The organism is Pseudomonadales bacterium (assembly GCA_024234435.1).
Lineage (GTDB): Bacteria > Pseudomonadota > Gammaproteobacteria > Pseudomonadales > Porticoccaceae > JACKOF01.
The window spans coordinates 1024128-1047533 of record JACKOF010000001.1 but is presented as its reverse complement, the minus strand read 5'-3'; the positions used below and the strand labels follow the sequence as shown (position 1 = coordinate 1047533).

Here is a 23406-nt window from a genome sequence, read left to right as displayed (position 1 = left end):
TACAGCCGAACCTCAAATCCGGTTTCACTGTGCTGCCATTCACTCACAATCTGTTTTCATGCCATTGCCCTTCCACCCTCGTCGTGCCAGACAAGAAAGGAAATGTTAATGAAACGCATGTTAATCAACGCCACGCAATCCGAAGAGTTGCGTGTTGCACTGGTAGACGGCCAACGCCTCTACGATCTTGATATCGAAAATCGCACTCGCGAACAAATCAAAGCCAACATCTACAAAGGCAAAATCACCCGAGTAGAACCTAGCCTGGAAGCAGCTTTTGTTGATTACGGTGCAGAGCGCCACGGTTTTTTACCCCTTAAGGAAATATCCAGAGATTATTTTACGAAAAAATCCGGCGACACTTCCGGCCGAGTCAAAATTCAGGATGTTCTCTCTGAAGGCCAGGAAGTCATTGTGCAAGTGGAAAAAGAAGAACGCGGCAATAAGGGCGCTGCGCTGACAACCTTCATCAGCCTGGCGGGACGCTATCTGGTACTTATGCCGAACAACCCCCGAGCTGGCGGCATCTCCCGTCGAATTGAGGGAGACGAACGTACCGAATTACGTGAAGCCATGCGTGGATTACAAACACCACAGGGTATGGGTGCCATTGTTCGAACTGCCGGTATTGGTCGCTCCACAGAAGAACTGCAATGGGATCTGGATAATCTGCTCAACCTCTGGACCCGCATCAAAGAAGATGCCGATAATGCCCAGGCACCACGGTTTTTGTTTCAGGAAAGCAATGTCATTATTCGCGCAATTCGCGACTACCTTCGCGAAGATGTTGGCGAGGTCATTATTGACACTCGTGAAGCCTACAACTTATCGGCGCTGTTCATTCAGCAATTCATGCCGAACTTCCACAGCAGAATCAAACACTACCAGGACCCTATTCCTCTCTTCAATCGCTACCAGGTAGAGAACCAGATCGAAACGGCCTTTCAACGCGAAGTAAAACTGCCCTCTGGCGGCTCTATTGTGATTGATATCACGGAGGCACTGGTATCCATCGACATCAACTCCGCTCGCGCAACCAAAGGTGGTGATATCGAAGAAACCGCCACTAAAACCAATCTGGAAGCTGCAGACGAAATCGCCCGTCAGTTAAGGCTTCGGGATGTTGGCGGCCTGATTGTTATCGATTTTATCGACATGAACTCAAACAAAAATCAACGCGATGTGGAAAACCGCATGCGGGACGCACTGGAAATTGACCGAGCTCGTGTTCAGGTGGGCCGCATCTCCCGCTTTGGGCTTCTGGAAATGTCCCGGCAGAGACTGCGTCCGTCGCTGGAAGAAACCACCGCCAAGGTCTGCCCACGATGCAGTGGTCAGGGCACAATACGCAGCACGCGTTCACTCGCCCTATCCATACTGCGTTTAATTGAAGACGAGGCTCAAAAAGAATTCAGTGCCGAAATTCGCGCCATTACGCCACTTTCCGTTGGCACGTTTCTGCTCAATGAAAAACGTCGGGAAATTAATGCTATCGAGCAGCGCAATAACATTCGCGTTGTGATTTTGCCAAACAGCAATCTGGAAACACCGCATTTTGAAGTACAACGCATTCGCCAGCAGGATGCTGTTGAATCCGAATACAGCTATAAACTGACAAATTCTCTGTCAGAAGAGATTGTTGACGAAGACAGCTATCACGTAAAGCCCGTTCCTCCAGCTGCAAAACCATCCGTAGAAAGCATGGTGCCAAGCACACCGCTGCCGACACCGAAGCCTGCTGCCGAAGAAAAGCTGAAACCGAAAAAGGCAGAGACGCCAAAAAGCACCCCAAAAATCGGATTTTTTAAGCGTTTGCTTAACAAACTGTTGGGGCGTGAAGAAAAACCAACCAAGGATAGCCGTGATAAGCAAGGGCAGCGCGGTAACCAGAAAAACCAGAATCGCGGTCAGCGCAGCGACTCTCGCCCCAACAACAACCGCAACAGAAATCGCAATCGCAATCGTAACGACAATCGAAACCGTAACGATAACAGGTCCCGCAACGACAACCGTTCGCGCAATTCTCAGGAAAAGGAAACTCTTGAGAATCAGGACCAGAATACCGAACAAAAAGTAGCCGATAAACAAACTGGTCGTCAGCGAAAGTCAGAACGGCAAGAGCAGAGCGCTGAAAAGCGTGAACAGCCCGCGCGTAGAACCGGTGAACAGCGCCGTGAACCACGTCGGAAAAGAGAACGCAAGGAGGTTCCAGCACATATTCTGGAAAATACCGCAGCCCCGGCAGTTATAGATGCAACAAAAACCGAAACCGCAAACAGCCCGATAACTGCTGAAAAACCGGCAATTGAAAAAACCGCCGATGACAACATGCCCGTAAAAAAGCCGGCTAAACGCTCTGCAACAGAGCAAGCTCCTGCAGCAGAAAAATCCACACCCAATGATGGAATGCCTGTACCCGAAGAAATCACGTCGAATGCAGCTCCTCAAGGCACCATGACATCGGGAACAAAGCCTCAAGCAGAAAACGATGTTGAGCAAGAAAGATCGCCCGACAACGATTCAAATGTTGAGACAGAGGAAAAGCCAACAGATATAAGTTTTGACGATAAAACCCTCACCGGAGATAGCACACCCGAAAATAAAGAAGCAGAATCTTATGCAGATAAAATAGAGCCCACCGAAGAATCTGTCGCTGAAAAAGCACTGGAAACAGTATCGCCATCAAAGCCAGCCAGCGATATTACAGAGGCACAGCAAACTGCTGAAAGCATTCCTGAAACCAAGGCGCTAACAACGGTCTCTGAAAGTGAACAAGATCTGGATACTTCGTCAGATAACAAAGCACTTGACGTTGTGCAACCCTCTTCTGAAACCGGAGAAATCTCTCGGCCAAACAACGACCCAAGAGCCAACCCAAAGCCGGTAACCACAGTGGAAATCACCTCTATCGTTAATGACAGGCCCCCTTCGAAACCACTCGATACGTCGCAACCAGCACAGGTCAGCCTTGAACCCTCTGAGCACGTTCGCCCAGGCAACGATCCGCGTTTAAAGCGGGTATCTAAACCCGTTCCAACCGAAAACCTGGCTGAAAGGCAATTGGACCTCGAAATGTCGGAACCTGAAGTAAAAGAAGATAACAGCTGAAGTTACAGAGGTGCTTGTACCGACTAAAAGAGTCGGTATAATCACCGCCTGTTCGGAGGGGTGGCTGAGTGGTCGAAAGCACCGGTCTTGAAAACCGGCGATGTGAGAGCATCCCAGGGTTCGAATCCCTGCCCCTCCGCCATTAAACAGAAAGGCCCGGTTTTTACCGGGCTTTTCTGTTTATCGAGGGTAAAAATTTAACAATGCCACCGTTTGATAACGTGGCTTTCTGTTGGTTTGAGCGTCATCAACCGATGCTGACACTACCTTCAATTTTCCTTGACCAAACTCGTTATCATGGCGGCAGCCCGGCTTTGTCCACGGGGTGAGGTTTTCACCTAAAAGCCAAAAATGCGTCGGAATGTATATCCATCATCGCGGCCCCTTGCAGAAAACATTGTTTCTTCATTTTTCTGACAAAAGTTTCGGCACCACACAGGTATATTTTGTGATGATTCAGATCTGCAAAAGACGTTTTTACAGCCTGATATATGTCGCCGTGAATCAACAGACAATTACTGATTTGCTCAGGAACGCCTTCAGACTCCCGGGGAACAAATATTACGGTTAAATTCGGATGGCCTGAGGCGAGTATTGACAACTCGGGTTTCAGGTAGAAATTCTCGTAAAAGTTGGTGCCAACAACCAGCGCTATGGATCCCTTATGGCCATTAGCTATAGCATTTTTAACGATGCCGTAGAGCGGCGCAAGCCCGGTACCCATACCGCAAAGCAACAATGGTACATCCTTGTTTTCCGGCGCATAGAAGCAATCGCCAAGTGGGCCCTGCAAAGATATTCTGTCACTCTCTTTTAACTCACTGGCGGCCCAGTGACTAAAGGCACCACCTGGAATATGCTTGATATGAAATTCGAGATAGCCATCGCGGTCCGGATCGCTGGCAATCGAATAACAACGCGCTGTTGTATCATCTTTCCAGAGAGTCATATATTGCCCTGCCCTGAAAGGGCCAGAATCAGGGTTGTCCATACGGATTCTGAGCCGTATCACCTGATTGCTCAACCAGGACTTCTCCGAAACAGACGCAGATTGCTTCTCTAACGGAATCTCCGGATGTGTTACCGGGAACACTTCTTCGGGAAAGCAACTACAGCTCAAGAAGTAACCTGCCTTGCGCTGACTGTCCTTCAAGCCCGCTTGCGCCTTTAAGGGAACATCTGCTGCGTCTGTCTTCATCAAACAGCTTTGGCAGGCACCGGCACGACACCCATTAGGGATATCAAATCCCGAGCGTAGCAGTGCCTCAAGAACGCTCTCTTGCTGGCCCAGCTCAATCTCGATAGTGGAGGCACTATCGAGAGGCGTATAGAGCAATACAGACATCGCTGGTGTAGCGCTAATTATTCAGCACATCGTCTTTTACCGACCCCGCTATGGTCATAACTTCGTCAATATATGCTTGAGGAACATCCAGGTCAGCCAGCGTGCCTGCAAGGTTCTCTGCCACTGCGTTGAAGTGTTCTTCGGTCAGGTTCATATGTTTGTGTGCTTCTCGCATGTCCTTACCGGTATATTCGTTAGGGCCACCAAAAGCCATTGTCAAAAATGCTTTTTGTTTTTGATGCTGGGCTTCCATGTCAACAGTGTCAAAAAAGTCACTGATACGATCATCAGCCAGCACTTTCCGATAAAAAATATCAACCGCTGCATCAACTGCTGCAGCACCGCCAAGTTTTTCATAAACAGACATGGATAAGTCTCCTTCTTCATTGATAATATTCAGCCATCAACTGTTGATTGATAACGCAGGCTCCTACCCCTACTCGACGGGGATACGGGAAACCATGTACGTCACAACACTTTCAATTTGTGATTCAGCAAGGGAATCGTTGCCACCTTTCGCAGGCATCAACCCAAAACCGTTACTGGCGTTAGCGACTAGTTGGGGAATACCCTTCCCGGCACGACCAGCCCACATTTTGGCGTTACCCACAATAGGGGCACCATTGATTCCCTGAGCATGGCAAACCTTGCAGTTGGACTTGTATAGCTGTTCACCTTCAACTAATACCGGGTCTATTTGTACAACCGGAGTTGAATGTTCGGAGCTACTATCAGAGCAGCCTGATAACAACCCTGCCACTATCATTAACATACCGGGAAAGCAGGTATTCATAATATTCACCACCATTTGGTGATACTTAAAGTGGAACCCTGATCACGACACCACCCATGACATCACCCACTTTAAAGTCAGTTTTTGGCGTATCCTTGTGGTTGTTATGGCAATTAGTGCACGCATCGCTCACGCCAACATCCGGATAAACCGCAGTAAAATAGGTAACCTCACCTAACGTTTCTTTACCGTAAAAATTTTCTCCTGGATTGGCTGCGATGAACTCAAGACCTTCCTTCTCCATATCAGTTTTAGGCGCGTTCTGTGAATTAATGGGCCATATTGACTGGAGCGAATAGGTAAATGAATCTGTCATGTCGGCAACAGCCTCAGACCCTGCCCTGAACATTTGAGCAGGCAGCGGTGCACCATTTTCAACATCCTTCCAATGCTCAACCGGTGTTACAGCACCAGCGCCAGCTGGCCCTAGCCGCTTCACAATCAGTTTGGTGTAGTTAGTGCGGTCTGCTTTCATGACAGCGAAAAGGGAATCGGTATACAGTTTGGGTTCAATTCCGCCAGCCTTTTCTTCACCACAACCGGCAAGAGCAAGGACGCCTGAAGCCAGCACGGCGGGTAACAACAGCTTTTTCATTCCACTCTCCTATACATTTGAATAATGTCGTAATTAAAAACAATCGTTAAACATTTAATCTTTCAGTCTTTCAATTGACCACTCGATACTTTCAATATGTGTGCCAGGTTTTCCGGAAAAGTTATTTTTTATTAACTCCCGATCCGCCAGAGCGTCGATGGTAAAGCCCAACCCGTGGCAGTTCATGCATACGGGTCGAATCATTTTCTCATTGGGTCGAAAATTATCATTTTGATTGTGTTCGACGAAAATAGCTTCTTTTCCATTGATTTTTCTCGACATTCTCGGCATATGACAGGTTGCGCAACTGACTGCTTCGGAATTATCAAGATCTCCAGCAATATGTTTTTGCCATAACTGACCATGAGGTGAAGACAGAAAAGACAAGGTGTGTTCGTCGTTATGACAACCAACGCAGCTGTCTACTGACGCTGTTTTGGTATCAAAAGAGTGCGCACTGTGGCAGCTGTTGCACCCGTGCTGAACATCCAGGGATTCCTTTTTGAACAGCAATGGTGATTCAGAGGGGGAAATTGCCCCGTCATAGCCCATGACTGCTGTCGAGAGACGCATGCCGTGCTTACCTGCGGAAAAGCCTTCCACTTCATGGATATGACAGGTTTTGCACTGACCCACTTCAGGCTTGTCGATCCACATATCACGCTGCTCACCAGTGGCGTGACAGCCACCACAGTCCACACCGGCGTTTGCATGACTGCTCCCTTGCCAATGTGTGGTTTCATCGACAAAACGTGCTTTCTGCTCCATAAAATTGACTTCTGTATCGCTGATATGTGCGCGGGCAAAGGTTGCCGCTGCGGAGGGTGCACTGATACGTGCAATCTCCAGCAACCAAGGCTGTCCGGCATTGCTCACCAGGAAATTTTCGTATAACGCACGGTTATCGTGAAAATTATGACAGCCTGCGCTGGCACAACTGTCGAAGGTAAGCCCCTTATGGCTTTCCCTTTCCTTAACTGTCTCTTGGTGGCAGTAAAAACAGTAATCGTCGGGCAATGTAACGCCCATTGAGTGGGTTCTGTCTTGATGATGCTCTTTATGGCAACTGATGCAATATCGAGCATCAATCGTTTCCAGACGAAAAGCCTCACGGGGGTCGGTAAATTTTTTTCGAGGATGGGAGTCATGGGCTCGCTCCAACTCTTCGGCATGGCAGTTGGTACAGGCATTCTGCAATACCTCTGTGCCGCCAAACGGATCGGTGTGGCAAGTCTCGCAGGACATTTCAATCTGATAATGCCCGTAGCTCGTCTCTCCTATTAAAAATTCAGACTTGTCGTCACTGAGAGTAATCTGGTAGGCGTAGTAACCTGCTCCAGATAAGGTAATCATCAACCATAAAAGCCAAAGGGTCTTCTTCATATCATTACCGCCCCCCACAGACAGAAGTACCTGTTCTGGAAATTATTCGTATGACTTCTGACACAGGGGCGATCTTCTTTGAAATGCGATAATCCACCAAAACGGATTCCCTAAAAGTAATAAACCGTGACAATATGAACAGCTAACAACAATGGCAGTGGCCAGGTAACCAGCAAGTGTGCCCACTGCCAGAACTTCCTCAGCTTCCGGGATGTCTCACTACTGAGGACATGGCTAATGGAGACCACAACACCTGCCAGAGCACCAAGTACAAGCACAGAAAGAAAGTTAACCATTAACCATCGATTAAAGTTCTCTCCAAGATGCAAGCCGGTATGCAATATCAACGTGGCCGCACAAAGCGCGCCAAGAGCGATGTGGAATAATCGCCAATAAGTGTATTTCCCTAGGCGTTTGCTTTTTAATTTTTTCCGCAAGGACATCAGTAATCCAAGTACCGACATTCCCAGTAAACTGAAGCCGGTTACCTGTTTCCAGAATTTGTCATTCCATAATTGCTCAACCCCTGATATAGATTGCACCGAGTCTGATACGCTCATCGCTGGCAGCGATAACACAGCCGCCACTATTGCCGCCGCGGCAATACTCAAAATCCCGGTAGGCAACCAGGCCGAATCCTTTTCTCTGATTCCTGCTGTAGATAGCTGTTCGAGTAACGGTATGCACGAACCACAGACTGTTCCGGCCCCGGTTTTTTGCTGTAACGATTTAATAGATTCGCAACCGGCTTCAACAGCGTCTATCAGCATGCCCTGAGCAATATTGTTGCACTGACAGACCACCGTTGATGCAGGCCACTGCTTGACACTGCCTGCGCTGCCTCCAAAGAACAACTTTCCAGTGAACAAAAACCACAGTAGCTGCCACGGCCATACGCGCCGATGATTGTTATAGGCTTCTTGAATCCGGCGTGACTCATCCCAGCTTCCATACCCCAGAGCTCCAACCAGGAGACCTTTGTAGATGACTATTTTGCGATAAATTCCCTGCTTTTTCCGGCGAAAGCGAGCCATATACAACCGAGGCCTTGGGTGAACTTCAGCCACTTCACCCATACTGCAGATCTTTTCACCTAATACTTTTAACCGGCTCACTTCTATCGAACCAATATACCGAGCCGAACCATTGACAATAACCTCGGCGCAAATCGCGGCCTGTTCAAAGCCCGGATTGACCAATCCGTAGGTGGTACCTCGATGCTCGCAGCATTCACCAATGGCATAGACGTCCGGTACTCTTGTGAGCAGCTGATCATCAACTTTAATCCCCTGGCCAACAGGAATGTGGCTATGAAGAGCTATTTCCTTGTTCGGTTTTATCCCGGCGCATAACAAAACTGTATCGCAGTCAATCTGTTCCTTATCACGGGTCAAGACACCAGTAACACGGCCATCACCGAGAATTTCCCTTACACCTGAATTGATAATCACCCGAATACCCAAGGCTTCTACCTTACTTTGCAACAGATCCGCACCTTCGTCATCAAGCTGGCGATTCATCAACCGGCTACCCTGTTGAACCAGTGTTATTCGGGTATTGGCCTTCAACAGTGCACGAGCGGCCTCAAGACCTAGCAATCCACCACCCACAACCACGATATGGCGTGCCCTACCAATCCTGGAAGAGAGTGATTCAGTATCCTTGATATTGCGGAAAGTGAAGACCCCGTCCTGCTCCAGACCGGGAATATTCGGCTGATGCGCTCTAGCGCCTGTCGCAATTACCAGTTTGGTATAGGTATGGATGCGTCCAAATGTATCTATTACACGATGGTTTTCGTGGTCAATCGACTTGATAGTACAGACCTTAAACTGAAACCCTGAATACCTGGCCGTATCAGGCAGCGGCATGAGAATGTCTTCGTAACTGACATCACCGGCAAGCAGGGATGACAATTGAACACGATTATATGGCTGACTAGGCTCGTTACCGAATAAAGTTATTCTGCAAAGCGGCTGCCGCTTCAATAACTCTTGCGCGAAACGCACACCCACCGGGCCAGCGCCGATGACAATAATATGCTCTTCCGACTCGATGCCCGATTGGTTGTCATCAAGTTGATACCGCACCAACCTGCTGGTCAACTCTGCACTTGAATTCATTGACAACTATTGAAAAACCTTTTCTGCACTTAATTCAGGAAGAACTAAGCAAAGGTCTTGCCAAAAACATCATAGCTTATGTAACACACTGATAAATATATAAATATTAAAATATAGCGAATAATAACAAAGAAGGGATTGCATCTTCTTCTACACATCCACCAAAGCGACGCACCAGATTGAGGCGGTATTGCACGGCATCAACAACCGGGGCGATTTCCTGTGTGTTCTTGGACTTTTTAAGAAGTGAAAGACATCATCTCAATCTTTACAGCCCACGCTCCAATTCGCTATGCTACGTTCGCTGGTAAAGAATACAGTGGTTGATGTCTGTACAAATTCGATGTTTTTCATCTTGTCTGTTCATGGGTAATCTATAGCTAATCTGCATCTTTCCCGCTTGTTTAACCCAACGCTTTGCGATGGGAATAATTATAATTTTTTGTATTCCGGAGAGATTTTTATGTCTACTATTACTGGCAAGGTTAAATGGTTTGATGAGAAGAAAGGGTTTGGTTTTATTGAGCGCGAAGGCGGCAGCGATGTATTCGTTCACTTTCGCGCCATCGTCGGCGACGGATTTAAAACGCTAGCTGACGGCCAGACGGTTGAGTTTGAAGTTGAAGATGGGCAGAAAGGACCTCAAGCAGTCAACGTGAAACCGCTTTGATCAACAGCCATTCCGCTTAAACAGTATAAAGGGCTCCCCGCGGAGCCCTTTTTGAATATTCCCAAAACCGTTTTTATTACTCTACTTTTTCCAATATCCGGCGTTCTTCAATACTGGCATTCGCTACGGTTGGATAGAGTTGCTCAAGCGTCAGAGAACGGCAGGTCTCTGTGACCATACGAGAGTGCAATCGACGCAACTGCCTCGGTTCAGCAACACCACAGGAGTGGGCAATCATCTCCACATCCTTGGTAATGTTGGCAACATAGTTTGCTACCCTTTCGGACTTATTGGCAGGGTTCAACCCCCGTTGCAGTTTTTTGTCATGCGTTGTAATGCCTGTCGGGCAGGTATTTTTATTGCACTGCAGAGCCTGTATGCAACCGATCGAAAACATGAAGCCCCGCGCCGACACAACAAAATCGGCCCCTATAGACAAAGCCCAGGCAACACCTGATGGCACAATTAGCTTGCCAGAGCAGACAACCTTGATTCTGTCTCTCAGACCATACTGACAAAGTAAATCAACCAGAATAGGCAGACTTTCCTGCAAGGGTAACCCCATATAGTCCATTAATGGCTGGGGCGCGGCACCTGTTCCCCCATCAGCGCTATCCAGGGTGATAAAGTCCGGCGCTGAATCAACACCTCGCTGCAGCACCTTTTCAAAAAATTCCGCAAATCGTTCAGCGCCTCCCATAACCGCCTTAAACCCTGTTGGTTTCCCGGTGACACTCCTGACTCGCTCAATCATGTCCAGTAACTCATCAGCATTGCTGATATCTCTGTGGCGGTTTGGGCTTATAGCGGGTTCACCTTCAGGTATCCCTCTGATCCGAGCAACCTCTTCACTGACTTTAACCGCAGGAAGTATTCCACCTTTACCCGGCTTGGCTCCCTGACTGAGTTTAATTTCAAACATTTTGACGGCATCGTGGCTGGCCACCTCTCGAAGTTTTTCATCGCTGAGTCTACCCAGCGCATCGCGCACACCAAATTTCGCCGTACCAATTTGAAAGACGATATCGCAGCCCCCTTCCAGATGATAAGGCGACAGTCCACCCTCTCCAGTATTCATCCATACACCAGCCTTTGCCGCACCTCTTGAAAGAGCACGAATAGCCGGCTTTGACAAAGCACCATAACTCATACCCGAAATGTTAATCAGTGCTGAAGTGGTATAGGGCTGCTGACAGCCTGGGCCTATGGTAACGAGTGCAGGAGGCTCAACAGCATCTTCAAGGGTTGGATAGGCGCAATTAACAAAATAGATGGATCCGGGTGCCAGAATGTTACGCGTCGATCCAAAGGCAATTGTTCGATCCACGTTCTTTGCCGCCCGATACACCCAGGAACGTTCGGCACGGTTGAACGGCATCTCCTCCCGATCCATAGAGAAAAAGTATTGCCGAAAAAATTCGCCCATATGCTCGAACATATACCTGAACCGGCCCAGTACAGGGTAATTACGGCGAATGGTCTGCTTACTCTGGGTAACGTCCGTTATATACAAAATAATAACGGTAATAACGAGCAACCCTAAAAGTACTACCAACGAGGCAGCAAACAACTGTAAGACATCGAACATCCAGGTATCCGTTAAATCCATTGAGTCCCCCAAACAACGCAATTGAACAATATACAAACTGAACACCTAATTTACTGGATTTGATCCTAATCGGCTATAGACAATATTGTTGCCACTAACGCTAGTCGATACCACTAAAACTAGGCATAATTGGGCAGCCCCCATGAGCAGTATTAGAAATGCCCCGAAAGCTCTTCAGACGATTATTACCCGATCCGCACAAGATCACTCAATACAAGGCACTTCAGTGGCTGGGCCCCGCGATCAACGATCCCAATTTGTTCCACATTAACCGCAACTCTGTTTCCGAATCTTTTTTTATAGGTATTTTCTGCGCTTTCCTGCCACTCCCCGGACAAACTTTTATCGCCGGACTGCTGGCCCTCTGGTTCCGCACCAACCTGCCCCTTGCTGTAGCTCTGATATGGATCAGTAATCCGGTCACCATTCCACCCATGTTTTACCTAACCTACTTGCTGGGCACCTGGGTTCTTGGCGAACCGGGAGCCAGTCATGTTGCTGTAGAATTAAGCTGGGACTGGATGATGGCACAAGGTGCCGCTATATGGGCCCCATTATTGGTTGGCAGCCTTATCACCGGACTGGTTGGTGGCGCATGCGCCTACTTTCTTATTCTGGGACTCTGGCGCTGGAAAGTGATCAAAAACTGGGAATATCGAAAACAGATACGGAAACGAAAACTGGCGTTAAACAATTTGCCAAAGTAGACATCACTCAGAACGCAACACTTCTGCCGGCCCGGTTTTCGCGGCCCGCCATGCCGGGTAAATTGTCGCCAGAAAGTTCAATAACAGTGCTACCACAATCACAATCATCACATCCTGCCATAACAAATGTGCTGGCAAATAGTCGATAGGATAAATCTCCGAATTAATAAACCTTACGCCCAACAAGGATTCGAGCCATTGGGCTATATTGGTAACATTCAGAGACAACAGAACACCCAGCACGGCCCCCGACAATGAACCAAACACGCCAATACAAGCACCCTGAAAAAGAAATATTCTGACGATCATCGAATTGCTGGCTCCCAGCGTTTTCAGGATGGCAACGGCTCCGCGTTTTTCGACTACGGTCATAACCAGCATGGAAACGACATTAAAAACGGCAATACCTATAATCAGAAACACCAGTAGAGAAACCATGCTGCGAGACATTCTGATTGCCTGATACAGGTTGCCATGGGTTTGCAGCCAGTCGCTAAAACTATAACCCGAAGGCAACATTCGCAGAAGCTGATAGCCGGTCTCCCGTGCGTTAAACAAATCATGAACCTGAAGCTGCAAAGACTGGGGATAGTCTGCTGGCATACCCAGTATTGCATTGACACTGGATATACTGGTGACAACCAGTAATTGATCCAGTGTTGTCTGGGTGGCAAAAAAACCTTTTACTGAAAATACTTGAACCACAGGGGCTGACAACCTGCCCGGCTCCTTGTCAGCGTTAGGCATCATCAAAGTTACTCTGTCACCTTTCTCAAGGCCGATTTTTCCCGCCACGCTCTGACTCACCAACAACTCCCCGGAACCGAGAGACCGCAGTAGCTCCGGGCTGATAAAACGACTGATAACATGATCATCAGCCGGACTGATACCTCGTACTGTTATTGGCCGTACTCTGCCACGAAAATTGAGCATACCGTCCAGCTCGCTTATCGGACTGACGGAAACGATGTTCGGGTGCCGAGTCAGCTTCTGTTGGACAGATTGCCAATCTGGTATCCCCTCTTGAGCAATCAACCGAATATGGGGTACTGATGCGAGAATCCGGGTTTTCATTTCGTTATCGAACCCGTTCATGATTGAGAGAACAACGATAAGCAGGGTAATACCGAGTGTCAGGCCCGCAATAGCCAAAAGAGAAATAAAAGAACCGAGCCGGGAACGACTTCCCGCAGAGAAATAGCGCCAGCCAATAAAAACAGGTAACGACTTAACCAAGCCCGTTATTCTCTTTAAGCGTGCCATTTTCGAGCAGCAGGACCCGATCCATACGAGCCGCAATGTCATGATCGTGGGTCACTACGACAAAACTGATTTCCAGTGTCCGGTTAAGCTCAAGCAGCAATTGTAAAACTGTTTCCGCGGTAGCTGGATCCAGATTACCCGTCGGCTCATCCATCAAAACGCAATCCGGGCGGGTAACCAGTGCTCTGGCAATAGCCACTCGTTGCCGCTCACCACCTGAAAGCTCTGCAGGTTTATGTTGATATCGATGGGACAATGAAACCCGATCCAAAATCTCTGCCGCAATTTGCCTGGCCTGATTCGCCGGGTATCTGCCTATAAGCAGCGGCATGGCAACATTTTCAAGTGCGCTGAATTCGGCAAGAAGGTGGTGAAACTGATACACAAAACCAAGGTGTTGATTGCGCCAGGTCGCTCTTTGCGATTCATTCAGCAAGGCCATATCCTGGCCTTTAACACGAACCAGACCAGCTGTCGGGTCATCCAGACCACCAAGCAGGTTCAGCAAGGTGGTTTTACCGGAGCCGGAAGTGCCGACAATAGCAACGCGCTCCCCTTTGACGATATTCAATTGCAGGTTGTCCAAAACATGTACCTGATCCGACCCCTGATCATAAACCATTTTGAGGTTTTCGCATTCCAGCACGGAGTCACGCAAAACAACGGCATCAGGGTTCATATCGCAACGCCTCCGCCGGTAGAATCTTCCCAGCCCTGAATGATGGATACAAGGTAGCCATAACACTGAAAAGAATACCCAGCGTACTCACGACAACAACATCCTGCCACAACAAATGGGAAGGCAGTTTGCTAATAAAATAAACATTCGGATCAAACACATAAAAACCCATCAATTGTTCAAACCAGTGCAAAATGTCGCCAATAAAATATGCCGTCAGACAACCAGCAACCACGCCAACAAACACACCGGCAATACCGACAGCACAACCCTGCACCACAAATATTTTTGACACCAGAGAGGAGCTGGCCCCCAGCGTGCGTAACACTGCTATATCTGCCCGCTTTTCGCCGACCATCAGAACAAGACTCGCAATAATATTAAACGCCGCCACGGCAATAATAGCGGCCAGCAATGTACCAACCACTGCCTTTTCCATTTTGATGGCCTGAAACAGTTCCCCCATGCTCTGAGCCCAGCTGGTTAATTCAGCCTCATAGTGCTGAGGCAATTTATTCAGCAAGGCATGATCAATAGCAAAAGCATCAGCTGTCAGCAGGCGTACACCGTGAACCTTTTCACCCAGTCGATAAAGCTTTTGAGCATCCCGGTAATGAATCAAAGCCAGGCCATTATCGACCTGAGCGCCAACCTGAAAGATACCTTCAACATAAAACCGCTTGTAACGAGGGAAAGCCCCGGCAGGCGTGACAGATAATTCGGGCACCGACAAAATGACCGAATCACCTATAAAAACCCCCAGAGATCGAGCCAGTAAGCTGCCCAAGACTATACCAAAGCTGCCGGGTTCCAGTGATGAAATATTTCCCGCAACGGTAAAATCAGCTATTTCTGTCACTCGGCTCTCTGCTTTCGGCTCGATTCCCTGCACCAGTACGCCTTTGTTGATACCAGCAGCCGATAACATGCCGTAGCCTTCCACATAGGGAGCGTACGCCAAAACTGAATTGTGACCGCTCACCTGTTCACCAAGAACCCGCCAGTCCGAGACACCTTCCTTCACACGTACTACAGCATGAGGAACCACATTCAACACGCGAGTTTTAATTTCCCTGTCAAAACCGTTCATAACGGATAACACAACGATCAGCGCCATGACACCTAGCGCCATAGCGATAAACGAAAGCAGTGACACGAAGGACAAAAAGCCATTGCGATGCTTGCCACGCACATAGCGCAAACCGATAAACAGGGGGAGTACGGAATTCATGAAGAAGCATTAAATAGAAAACATTACCGTCAAACAAGCGCGAATTTATGTGAAAAGGCGCTGATTTTTCCCGTAAAGTCGCCATTTATGAGTTGCACTTATCGCTGTTGGGCATACTATATTCAGTATCAGAGAGTTTGGACCACACCGACTCAAAAGCTAAGGTCAAGGCAAGCACAAGGAAACACTTGATGTATAAAGCAAACTTTAAAATTATTTTTGTGACAATCACCTTCTTACTCGGTGCTGCAACATCGGCATTGGCCGAGCAAATTATCGTTCCTGTCGGACAGCAGGCTTCGGATAAGCAAGCCATGGACAGGCCTGCAAACGGCACTTTGAAAGATCAGGTGGAAGAAAAGTTCGGCACTCCCGAAGTGAAAAATGCAGCTGTTGGCGACCCCCCCATATCTTCCTGGGAATACCCGGACTTTGTTGTTTATTTTGAATACGAGCGGGTATTACACAGCGTGTTGAAAAGGGATACTGGCTCGTCGGATAGTCATGATTAACCATTCGGCCGTATTAATTGAAACCGAACTGTTTTGTTTAATGTTGTTTGCGCGTTAAGGCGCTGCGTTGTACCCAAGCGAAGCCGTAGACGTGGCGTTTTTTGTTTTAACCACTTTATTCGAATCACTATCTGATTCATCGCACTTGTTCGGGTCACCTCCACATATCTCACAGGTATAGTTTTCTTCACCCAATGCCGCCGCAACACCGCCGCAGGAACCCTTTAAAGGCTTGCGGCCCATCATCACCCCGATAGCCATACCAGCCATCACCAACGCCATCACAACAATCGCTGAAACCAGTAGCAACATCTGAATATTAACCTCAGTTCTTTATCTTTTCGTTCACATTATCCAACAGTACGTTAAAGGCGTTACTATGGCGTTCACTGAAACTCTTGTCATCTTTGACAATAAAGTATGCCGCAATATTCTCACTTTCAGCATATTGCATGGCCTTGGACTCTCCCATCACCATAAATGCAGTGGCCAGGGCATCTGCAGAAGCAGCATTCGGGTGAATCACCGTTACCGAGGCAAGTCTGTTTATTACCGGTTTCCCCGTAAGCGGATCGATGGTATGGGAATAACGAACCCCATCCCGGTCTATATAATTGCGATAATCGCCTGAAGTGGCAAGTCCAGTATCAGATAATGACATAATTTCCTGGGCCGCCCCCCGCTCCAGCGCTGGCCGTTCGATGCCAATACGCCAAGGCTCATTCTGCTGATTCAAGCCGGATAAGCGCAGCTCTCCGCCGATCTCGACGAGATAATCATGAAAATGCTTTGCTTCCAGCAATTCCGCCACCTGATCAACCGCATAGCCCTTAGCTACAGCAGACAAATCGATTTGCAGGGGTCTTTGCTTTATTGCGACTGATTCATTCTCGCCAATAACCAGTTGCGAGAAGTCGACCATGAGTAACCTCTCAGTTATCTGATCATCATCAGGTAACTGTTCGCCAGCAGGCATAGGGCCAAACCCCCATAAATCAACCAGTGGCCCAATAGCCGGGTTAAAAGCTTCGCTGGTCGCCTGATAAAGCTCCTGTGAAAGAGACAGCACGTCAAGCATCTCGGGGCTTAAAGAAAATGGCTGCCCCACTTCGGTACTATTCAGTCGACTCAACTCGGACTGAGGCTTATAAGTGGAAAATATATTGTCCAATTGATCAAGCCGTCGCTGAACCTGATCAGAAAGAGAAGAAACATTCACACCAGAGCCAGACACAACTGTAATGTGGTAGCTGGTGCCCATCGTTGAACCGCTGAAACTGTATTTCTCAGAATCAGAACTACAGCCCGAAAGCCCCATCAGAACCAAAAACAAAAGCGAGGCTACTAACCCCGCTTTTGATCGCTTTTGCCACGGCAAAATGATATTACCCACCAAAATCATCGAGGAATATGTGGTCTCTTTCAACGCCCAGGTCCAGTAGCATATTGACTACGGCAGCATTCATCATGGGCGGTCCGCACATGTAGTACTCACAGTCCTCTGGTGCAGGGTGGTCCTTCAGATACTGATCATAAAGCACTTGGTGAATAAAGCCTGTCAATCCATCCCAATTATCTTCAGGCTGAGGATCAGACAGCGCCAGATGCCAGTCAAAATTGTCGTTTTCCTCTGCCAGCAGATCATACTCTTCATTGTAGAAACACTCACGCAATGAGCGAGCACCATACCAGAAGGAAATCTTGCGCTTTGAATTCAATCGTTTCAACTGATCAAAAATATGCGAACGCATCGGGGCCATACCAGCACCACCACCGATAAAAATCATCTCGTTATCTGTGTCCTTGGCAAAAAACTCACCAAACGGACCATAAACAGTGACTTTGTCGCCAGGTTTCAGATTGAACACCCAGGAAGACATGATTCCCGGCGGGATACCCTGAGATCCTGGCGGCGGTGTTGCACAACGGATATTGAATTTCACAATACCCTTTTCTTCAGGGTAGTTCGCCATCGAGTAAGCACGAATAACTGGCTCAGTGACAATGGACTCGTATTTGAAGAAATCAAACCGCTCCCAATCGCCACGGTATTCCTTCTGAATATCAAAATCACTGTATTTGACATGATGAGGTGGGCACTCAAGCTGAACATATCCACCCGCACGGAAGTCAACATTTTCACCTTCTGGTAAACGCAACGTCAGCTCTTTGATGAAAGTTGCCACATTGGGATTTGACTCAACAGTACACTCCCATTGTTTAACTCCGAATACTTCTTCGGGTACTTCTACCTTCATATCCTGCTTGACGGGTGTCTGGCAGGAAAGGCGCCAACCTTCCTTCGCCTCACGCCGAGTAAAGTGGGGCTCTTCAGTGGGCAGCATAGCTCCACCACCTTCGGTCACAATACACTTGCACTGGGCGCAACTACCACCGCCGCCACAGGCGGAGGGCAAAAACAGACCACTTGCTGACAACGTCTGTAACAATTTGTCACCAGCAGGAACGGTGATTGTTTTTTCGCCATTAATTTCGATTACCACGTCACCGGAACTAACCAGTTTTGCACGGGCAGCGAGAATGACCACCACCAGAGCCAAAACCACTGCAGTGAACATGAAAACGCCGAGAATAATTTCCTGATTCATAACTGCCTCTTTGGCGCTTTAAAGATCAATACCGCCGAAGGACATGAAGCCCAACGACATCAAACCAACAGTGATAAAAGCAATGCCCAGGCCACGAAGCCCTTCCGGCACATCACTGTATTTCAACTTTTCACGGATACCGGCCAAAGCAGTAATCGCCAAAGCCCAGCCGACACCCGAACCGAGGCCAAATACAGCACTTTCCGCGAGATTGTAGTTCCTCTCAACCATAAATAGTGAAGCCCCCATAATGGCGCAGTTCACCGTAATCAAAGGCAGGAAAACACCAAGAGCGTTATAGAGGTTAGGCACATACCGATCGAGAAACATTTCCATGATCTGAACAATAGCTGCAATAACACCAATGTAACTCAGAAGGCCCAGGAAACTCAGGTCAACAGTTTCCATCCCCTCGATACCAGTCCAGGTTAGCGCACCCTCAGCCAGCAGGTTGGTATAGATAAAATTATTAGCCGGTACAGTAATTGCCAGCACCACGATAACAGCAATACCCAGCCCAACCGCTGCTTCAATTTTTTTCGAGATGGCCAGAAAAGTACACATCCCGAGAAAAAATGCCAGCGCCATATTCTCAATAAAGATCGACCGAATAAACAGACTTAAATAATGTTCCATCAGACAAGCTCCCCTTTAGGTGAATTGGGAGCCATCTTGTACTCGGGTGCTTCCACCTGCTTTTTCTTCCACGAGCGCAGTGCCCAAATAATCAGGCCGATCAGGAAGAAAGCACTGGGGGGCAACAACAGCATGCCGTTGGGCACATACCAGCCACCTGTACTCGCAAGAGGCAGTATTTCAAAGCCGAACAACTTGCCTGAGCCAAACAGTTCGCGAATGAACGCCAGTACCAGCAGAATCACACTATAACCAAGACCGTTACCCAAACCGTCAATAAAGCTGGGGATGGGCGGATTCTTCATGGCGTAGGCTTCCGCACGGCCCATCACGATGCAGTTGGTAATAATCAAACCAACAAATACCGAGAGCTGCTTACTGATGCTGTAAGCATAAGCCTTCAAAACCTGATCCACGACAATCACCAGCGAAGCAATAATAGTCATCTGTACAATAATACGGATGCTACCGGGGATATGGTGCCGAATCAGGGATACAAAAAAATTCGAAAATGCCGTTACCGCAGTCAATGCAATGCACATCACTACCGAAACCTGCAGGCTGGATGTCACAGCCAGTGCAGAACAGATTCCAAGAATCTGAAGCGCTATCGGATTGTTATCAAATACCGGATTTACCAGTACATCTTTCATCTTATCAGACACTGTCAGGCCTCCCCTGCACGCAAGTTAGCCAGGAAGGGGGCAAAACCCTGCTCACCCATCCAGAACTTCACAAGATTATCAACACCACGGCTTGTCAACGTTGCACCCGACAAACCATCTATTTGATGGACAGCTTCCGGGCGAGATGTGTCAACAGTGCCTTTAATTACGTGGATGGCGCTTTCACCCTCATCGGTATAAATCTTTTTACCTACCCACTTGGCCTTCCACAAAGGGTTATCAACTTCACCACCAAGCCCGGGTGTTTCTGCATGCTCATAGAAACCGATACCGGCTACGGTATTCAGATCCGCTTCAAGCGCAACAAAACCATAGAGTGTCGACCAGAGACCGTACCCCTTGATTGGCAGTATTACCTTATCAATACCCTGCTGGTTCTCAACGATGTAAACAAGCGCATAGTTTTCCTGACTGCCTATTTTGGCAAGATCATTTTCAGCACTGAGTTTCGTCGACAACGCTGGATCTTTTGCTGCCTTGCGCTGATCATAAACAGCGGGGTCTACTGCGTCGCTGAACTTTCCTGAATTTATATCAACAACACGAGTTGATACTGCTTCAAACTGCTCTTCAATAGAAACGTCTGTATTAAGCAGACCCGCAGCGGCAAGAATATTTGTCTTTTTATCCAGCGCCTTGTTCGCCTGCTGTGCGGGCCTTAGCATAACCGCCGCAGTTGCAACAAGAATGGAGCAGACCAGACAAAGTACCAGAGCAACCAGGATAGTTTTTTGAGTGCTATCGTTACCGGACACGTGCCATCCTCCGTTTAATATTTGCTTGTACCACAAAGTGGTCAATCAATGGCGCAAAAAGGTTTGCAAAGAGAATCGCCAACATCATGCCTTCCGGAAAGGCCGGGTTAACCACCCGGATAAGGATTACCATCACGCCTATCAGCGCGCCAAACCACCATTTACCGGTATTGGTCATGGAAGCTGAAACGGGATCTGTCGCCATGAAAATCATGCCGAAAGCAAAACCGCCCATCACCAGATGCCAGTACCAGGGCACTGCAAACATGGGATTGCTATCCGAGCCAATCAGATTCAGCACTGTGGACAACCCGATCATGCCAATCATGACGCCCAGCACAATCCGCCAGGCAGCAATACGGTTAATTAACAACAAAGCGCCACCGATAAAAATTGCCAATGTGGATGTCTCACCTACAGAACCGTGCATATTCCCCAGAAAAGCGTTCATCAGGCCGATTTTCTCGTTCAGCATATCAACGCCTTCACTGGCAGCTATCGAAAGTGCCGTAGCGCCGGTATAGCCATCAACCGCCGTCCAGACAGCATCGCCAGATAATTGTGCAGGGTAAGCAAAAAACAGAAAGGCACGCCCGGTCAAAGCAGGATTGAGAAAGTTTTTACCCGTTCCGCCAAAAACCTCTTTGCCAATCACCACGCCGAAGCTGATGCCCAGAGCCACCTGCCACAGTGGTATATCGGGCGGACAGATCAAGGCAAATAAAATGGAGGTTACAAAGAACCCCTCATTCACTTCATGGCCACGAATCATGGCAAACAGTACTTCCCAGAAGCCGCCAACCACAAATGTGACAACATAAATAGGCACAAAGTAGGTCGCACCAAAGATCATGCAATCCCAAATACTGTTAGGGTCAAACCCAGCCAGAGCCGCTATAAAAGCCCCATGGAAACCATCAATCTGGGTTACACCTGTAGCTTCCAGGATGGTGTTCGCCTGAAAACCCAGGTTATACATACCGTAAAACATGGCTGGAAATGCCGCCAGCCAGACAGTGATCATCACCCGCTTAAGGTCAACGCCATCACGTACGTGAGATCCGGTTTTAGTTACCGAACCCGGTGCATAAAAAATGGTATCTGCGGCTTCATACAGCGCATACCATTTTTCCCAGCGGCCACCTTTGTGAAAATGATGCTCAATATCATCAAGAAATTTACGCAACCCCATTAATCAGCCCTCCATTTCAATACGGGCAAGGTTATCGCGAAGAATCGGGCCGTATTCATATTTCCCGACACACACATAAGTACAAAGAGCAAGATCCTCTTCGTCCAGTTCAAGGCAGCCCAGTTTTTGAGCAGTTTCCGTATCACCGACTATCAAAGCCCGCAGCAACTGGGTAGGTAAAATATCCATGGGCATCACCTGTTCATACTGCCCCAGAGGCACCATAGCCCTCTCGCTGCCATTAGTATTAGTCGTCATATCAAACTGTTTGTCTCCGGACATGCTCGAGAGATAAATCGGCAATACCGAATGCTGAGAAGCACCCAGTGACATGTAACGCATGAACTGGCGATTGCGACCCTCCTGCAAAACTGAAACCTGAACATGGTAACGGCCCAGATAGGCAAGAGGACCAGCGGCACGCCGACCAGAAAGGATCGAACCGGAAACAATCCTGTTTTCAGCATCTTTTAGTTGGCCAGCGGTCAAATCATCCAGAGAGGCGCCAACAACTGTGCGAACTAACCTGGGTTTTTCAACTTGGGGGCCAGCGAGAGCGATCACTCGGCGGTTATCAATGCGTCCGGAGGTAAACAGTGCGCCAATGGCCAACACATCTTGATAACCAATGCTCCAGACTGTTTTTCCGGCGCTGACTGGATCAATAAAATGGATTTGTGTACCGACCAATCCTGCGGGGTGAACACCTTCTACAGCATGCCGTTGCACACCGCCAATTTCCGGCAGGTCGGCAGAGGAAGCCGCACTTAAGTGCACACTTCCTTCCGTTAATCGGGTTAACAACTTCAGACCACTGACGAAATCTTCGCGGCGCTCGTTAATGATCAGCATCGGATCAGCGGCGAGTGGGTTGGTATCCAGAGCAGACACAAAGATGGAACTGGGCACAGACTCTACTGCTGGAACCTTTGAATATGGCCTGGTGCGCAGAGTTGTCCAGAGACCGGAGTCAACCAGTTGGTTAACCACCTGCTCACGAGGCAGCGAAGCCAGATCAGAAGCACCGAAGGCCTGAAACGTTTCAGCCTCATCGCCATCTACGTCAATCACCAACGATTGAAAAACGCGGCGTTCACCACGATTAATCGCCTTAACAACCCCTGCAGCAGGTGCTGTGTATTTAACGCCCGGTGTTTTTTTATCAGTAAATAACAATTGCCCCTGTGCTACCCGGTCACCTTCCTGGACGGCCATGGTTGGCTTCATACCAACATAGTCGTAACCAACAATGGCAACAGAATTAACAGTGGGGCCATCGTGAATGACTTGCTCAGGCGCTCCTGAGATAGGCAAGTCCAATCCGCGACGGATTTTAATCATAATTATCGCCTGTTTTAAAGAGAGTTAGAGAGTGCTAAACGCCTAATGGCCAGCATTTGTTGCAAACATTCAAAACGCTGCGAATTATAGAGATCCAGCGCCATGATTACCAGATTTTAGGTGACTGGGCAGACATAAATCGACAAACTTCTTGATCTGAGTCCGGTAT

22 protein-coding genes and 1 tRNA gene are annotated in these 23406 nt (G+C 48.2%); 5 read left to right on the top strand and 18 right to left on the bottom strand.

Annotated features, from left to right (window positions below):
• The first annotated feature begins 108 nt into the window (after positions 1-108).
• Positions 109-3108 carry a ribonuclease E gene (rne, locus tag H7A02_04805; GenBank protein MCP5171569.1) on the top strand — a complete coding sequence of 1000 codons (3000 nt, stop codon included), beginning with the start codon at positions 109-111 and terminating at the stop codon, positions 3106-3108.
• Between the two features lie 54 nt (positions 3109-3162).
• Positions 3163-3250: transfer RNA gene (locus H7A02_04800), tRNA-Ser, on the top strand.
• A 192-nt stretch (positions 3251-3442) separates the two neighbouring features.
• On the opposite strand, the gene H7A02_04795 is transcribed toward H7A02_04800, so the two are convergent.
• The 6 genes from H7A02_04795 to H7A02_04770 all read right to left on the bottom strand — a co-directional run bounded on the left by H7A02_04795 (position 3443) and on the right by H7A02_04770 (position 9347).
• Positions 3443-4453, bottom strand: coding sequence for a 2Fe-2S iron-sulfur cluster binding domain-containing protein (locus H7A02_04795; GenBank protein MCP5171568.1), 1011 nt, complete (start codon positions 4451-4453; stop codon positions 3443-3445).
• Positions 4454-4466: 13 nt separating this feature from the next.
• Positions 4467-4820 (bottom strand): group 1 truncated hemoglobin, encoded by a 354-nt coding sequence (locus H7A02_04790; protein ID MCP5171567.1) that lies wholly within the window; start codon positions 4818-4820, stop codon positions 4467-4469.
• Between the two features lie 69 nt (positions 4821-4889).
• Complete coding sequence (locus tag H7A02_04785; GenBank protein MCP5171566.1) at positions 4890-5246, bottom strand: cytochrome c5 family protein; 357 nt, start codon at positions 5244-5246, stop codon at positions 4890-4892.
• A gap of 25 nt (positions 5247-5271) precedes the next feature.
• Positions 5272-5841 carry a DUF3365 domain-containing protein gene (locus tag H7A02_04780; GenBank protein ID MCP5171565.1) on the bottom strand — a complete coding sequence of 190 codons (570 nt, stop codon included), beginning with the start codon at positions 5839-5841 and terminating at the stop codon, positions 5272-5274.
• A 54-nt stretch (positions 5842-5895) separates the two neighbouring features.
• Positions 5896-7224, bottom strand: coding sequence for a cytochrome c3 family protein (locus H7A02_04775; protein ID MCP5171564.1), 1329 nt, complete (start codon positions 7222-7224; stop codon positions 5896-5898).
• A gap of 110 nt (positions 7225-7334) precedes the next feature.
• Complete coding sequence (locus tag H7A02_04770) at positions 7335-9347, bottom strand: FAD-dependent oxidoreductase (protein MCP5171563.1); 2013 nt, start codon at positions 9345-9347, stop codon at positions 7335-7337.
• Between the two features lie 463 nt (positions 9348-9810).
• On the opposite strand from H7A02_04770, the gene H7A02_04765 reads away from it, so the two are divergent.
• Positions 9811-10017 (top strand): cold-shock protein, encoded by a 207-nt coding sequence (locus H7A02_04765; GenBank protein MCP5171562.1) that lies wholly within the window; start codon positions 9811-9813, stop codon positions 10015-10017.
• Between the two features lie 76 nt (positions 10018-10093).
• Here H7A02_04765 and H7A02_04760 read toward each other — a convergent pair whose 3' ends face one another.
• Entirely contained in the window at positions 10094-11605 is a 1512-nt protein-coding gene (locus H7A02_04760; GenBank protein ID MCP5171561.1) for an FMN-binding glutamate synthase family protein, read from the bottom strand.
• 179 nt (positions 11606-11784) lie between these two features.
• On the opposite strand from H7A02_04760, the gene H7A02_04755 reads away from it, so the two are divergent.
• Positions 11785-12333 (top strand): DUF2062 domain-containing protein, encoded by a 549-nt coding sequence (locus H7A02_04755; GenBank protein MCP5171560.1) that lies wholly within the window; start codon positions 11785-11787, stop codon positions 12331-12333.
• Between the two features lie 3 nt (positions 12334-12336).
• Here the strand turns inward: H7A02_04755 and H7A02_04750 are convergent, their stop codons facing one another.
• The 3 genes from H7A02_04750 to H7A02_04740 are packed head-to-tail and all read right to left on the bottom strand — an operon-like array spanning position 12337 to position 15506.
• Entirely contained in the window at positions 12337-13596 is a 1260-nt protein-coding gene (locus tag H7A02_04750) for a lipoprotein-releasing ABC transporter permease subunit (protein ID MCP5171559.1), read from the bottom strand.
• On the bottom strand, positions 13562-14275 hold the full coding sequence (gene lolD / locus H7A02_04745; protein MCP5171558.1) for a lipoprotein-releasing ABC transporter ATP-binding protein LolD: 714 nt from the start codon (positions 14273-14275) through the stop codon (positions 13562-13564). Before lolD ends, H7A02_04750 begins: the two co-directional genes overlap by 35 nt.
• The gene (locus H7A02_04740; GenBank protein MCP5171557.1) at positions 14265-15506 is read right to left on the bottom strand and encodes a lipoprotein-releasing ABC transporter permease subunit; all 1242 of its coding nucleotides are present in this window, start codon (positions 15504-15506) and stop codon (positions 14265-14267) included. Before H7A02_04740 ends, lolD begins: the two co-directional genes overlap by 11 nt.
• Before the next feature lie 191 nt (positions 15507-15697).
• On the opposite strand from H7A02_04740, the gene H7A02_04735 reads away from it, so the two are divergent.
• Positions 15698-16018, top strand: coding sequence for a hypothetical protein (locus H7A02_04735; GenBank protein ID MCP5171556.1), 321 nt, complete (start codon positions 15698-15700; stop codon positions 16016-16018).
• Between the two features lie 54 nt (positions 16019-16072).
• On the opposite strand, the gene nqrM is transcribed toward H7A02_04735, so the two are convergent.
• The 8 genes from nqrM to H7A02_04695 are packed head-to-tail and all read right to left on the bottom strand — an operon-like array spanning position 16073 to position 23237.
• The gene (gene nqrM / locus H7A02_04730) at positions 16073-16330 is read right to left on the bottom strand and encodes a (Na+)-NQR maturation NqrM (GenBank protein MCP5171555.1); all 258 of its coding nucleotides are present in this window, start codon (positions 16328-16330) and stop codon (positions 16073-16075) included.
• 13 nt (positions 16331-16343) lie between these two features.
• Entirely contained in the window at positions 16344-17411 is a 1068-nt protein-coding gene (locus H7A02_04725; GenBank protein MCP5171554.1) for an FAD:protein FMN transferase, read from the bottom strand.
• Positions 17404-18627, bottom strand: a complete 1224-nt coding sequence (gene nqrF / locus H7A02_04720; protein ID MCP5171553.1) for an NADH:ubiquinone reductase (Na(+)-transporting) subunit F — start codon at positions 18625-18627, stop codon at positions 17404-17406. Before nqrF ends, H7A02_04725 begins: the two co-directional genes overlap by 8 nt.
• Positions 18628-18645: 18 nt before the next feature.
• Complete coding sequence (gene nqrE / locus H7A02_04715) at positions 18646-19263, bottom strand: NADH:ubiquinone reductase (Na(+)-transporting) subunit E (GenBank protein ID MCP5171552.1); 618 nt, start codon at positions 19261-19263, stop codon at positions 18646-18648.
• Positions 19263-19916: an NADH:ubiquinone reductase (Na(+)-transporting) subunit D gene (locus H7A02_04710; GenBank protein MCP5171551.1), complete on the bottom strand. Its 654-nt coding sequence runs from the start codon at positions 19914-19916 to the stop codon at positions 19263-19265. The genes nqrE and H7A02_04710 overlap by 1 nt, the downstream gene beginning before the upstream one ends.
• Positions 19917-19930: 14 nt before the next feature.
• Positions 19931-20704 (bottom strand): Na(+)-translocating NADH-quinone reductase subunit C, encoded by a 774-nt coding sequence (locus H7A02_04705; GenBank protein MCP5171550.1) that lies wholly within the window; start codon positions 20702-20704, stop codon positions 19931-19933.
• On the bottom strand, positions 20694-21896 hold the full coding sequence (locus H7A02_04700) for an NADH:ubiquinone reductase (Na(+)-transporting) subunit B (protein MCP5171549.1): 1203 nt from the start codon (positions 21894-21896) through the stop codon (positions 20694-20696). The genes H7A02_04705 and H7A02_04700 overlap by 11 nt, the downstream gene beginning before the upstream one ends.
• 3 nt (positions 21897-21899) lie before the next feature.
• Positions 21900-23237 (bottom strand): Na(+)-translocating NADH-quinone reductase subunit A, encoded by a 1338-nt coding sequence (locus H7A02_04695; protein MCP5171548.1) that lies wholly within the window; start codon positions 23235-23237, stop codon positions 21900-21902.
• Positions 23238-23406 lie beyond the last annotated feature (169 nt).

Coding starts and splice junctions, on each gene's coding strand:
- H7A02_04700 (MCP5171549.1), bottom strand. CDS start 21,896: ATGGGGTTGCGTAAATTTCTTGATGATATTGAGCATCATTTTCACAAA.
- H7A02_04785 (MCP5171566.1), bottom strand. CDS start 5,246: ATGAATACCTGCTTTCCCGGTATGTTAATGATAGTGGCAGGGTTGTTA.
- nqrM (MCP5171555.1), bottom strand. CDS start 16,330: ATGTTGCTACTGGTTTCAGCGATTGTTGTGATGGCGTTGGTGATGGCT.
- H7A02_04795 (MCP5171568.1), bottom strand. CDS start 4,453: ATGTCTGTATTGCTCTATACGCCTCTCGATAGTGCCTCCACTATCGAG.
- rne (MCP5171569.1), top strand. CDS start 109: ATGAAACGCATGTTAATCAACGCCACGCAATCCGAAGAGTTGCGTGTT.
- H7A02_04710 (MCP5171551.1), bottom strand. CDS start 19,916: ATGAAAGATGTACTGGTAAATCCGGTATTTGATAACAATCCGATAGCG.
- H7A02_04755 (MCP5171560.1), top strand. CDS start 11,785: ATGCCCCGAAAGCTCTTCAGACGATTATTACCCGATCCGCACAAGATC.
- H7A02_04750 (MCP5171559.1), bottom strand. CDS start 13,596: ATGGCACGCTTAAAGAGAATAACGGGCTTGGTTAAGTCGTTACCTGTT.
- H7A02_04740 (MCP5171557.1), bottom strand. CDS start 15,506: ATGAATTCCGTACTCCCCCTGTTTATCGGTTTGCGCTATGTGCGTGGC.
- nqrE (MCP5171552.1), bottom strand. CDS start 19,263: ATGGAACATTATTTAAGTCTGTTTATTCGGTCGATCTTTATTGAGAAT.
- H7A02_04770 (MCP5171563.1), bottom strand. CDS start 9,347: ATGAATTCAAGTGCAGAGTTGACCAGCAGGTTGGTGCGGTATCAACTT.
- H7A02_04765 (MCP5171562.1), top strand. CDS start 9,811: ATGTCTACTATTACTGGCAAGGTTAAATGGTTTGATGAGAAGAAAGGG.
- H7A02_04735 (MCP5171556.1), top strand. CDS start 15,698: ATGTATAAAGCAAACTTTAAAATTATTTTTGTGACAATCACCTTCTTA.
- H7A02_04790 (MCP5171567.1), bottom strand. CDS start 4,820: ATGTCTGTTTATGAAAAACTTGGCGGTGCTGCAGCAGTTGATGCAGCG.
- H7A02_04760 (MCP5171561.1), bottom strand. CDS start 11,605: ATGTTCGATGTCTTACAGTTGTTTGCTGCCTCGTTGGTAGTACTTTTA.
- nqrF (MCP5171553.1), bottom strand. CDS start 18,627: ATGAATCAGGAAATTATTCTCGGCGTTTTCATGTTCACTGCAGTGGTT.
- H7A02_04780 (MCP5171565.1), bottom strand. CDS start 5,841: ATGAAAAAGCTGTTGTTACCCGCCGTGCTGGCTTCAGGCGTCCTTGCT.
- H7A02_04695 (MCP5171548.1), bottom strand. CDS start 23,237: ATGATTAAAATCCGTCGCGGATTGGACTTGCCTATCTCAGGAGCGCCT.
- lolD (MCP5171558.1), bottom strand. CDS start 14,275: ATGAACCCTGATGCCGTTGTTTTGCGTGACTCCGTGCTGGAATGCGAA.
- H7A02_04775 (MCP5171564.1), bottom strand. CDS start 7,224: ATGAAGAAGACCCTTTGGCTTTTATGGTTGATGATTACCTTATCTGGA.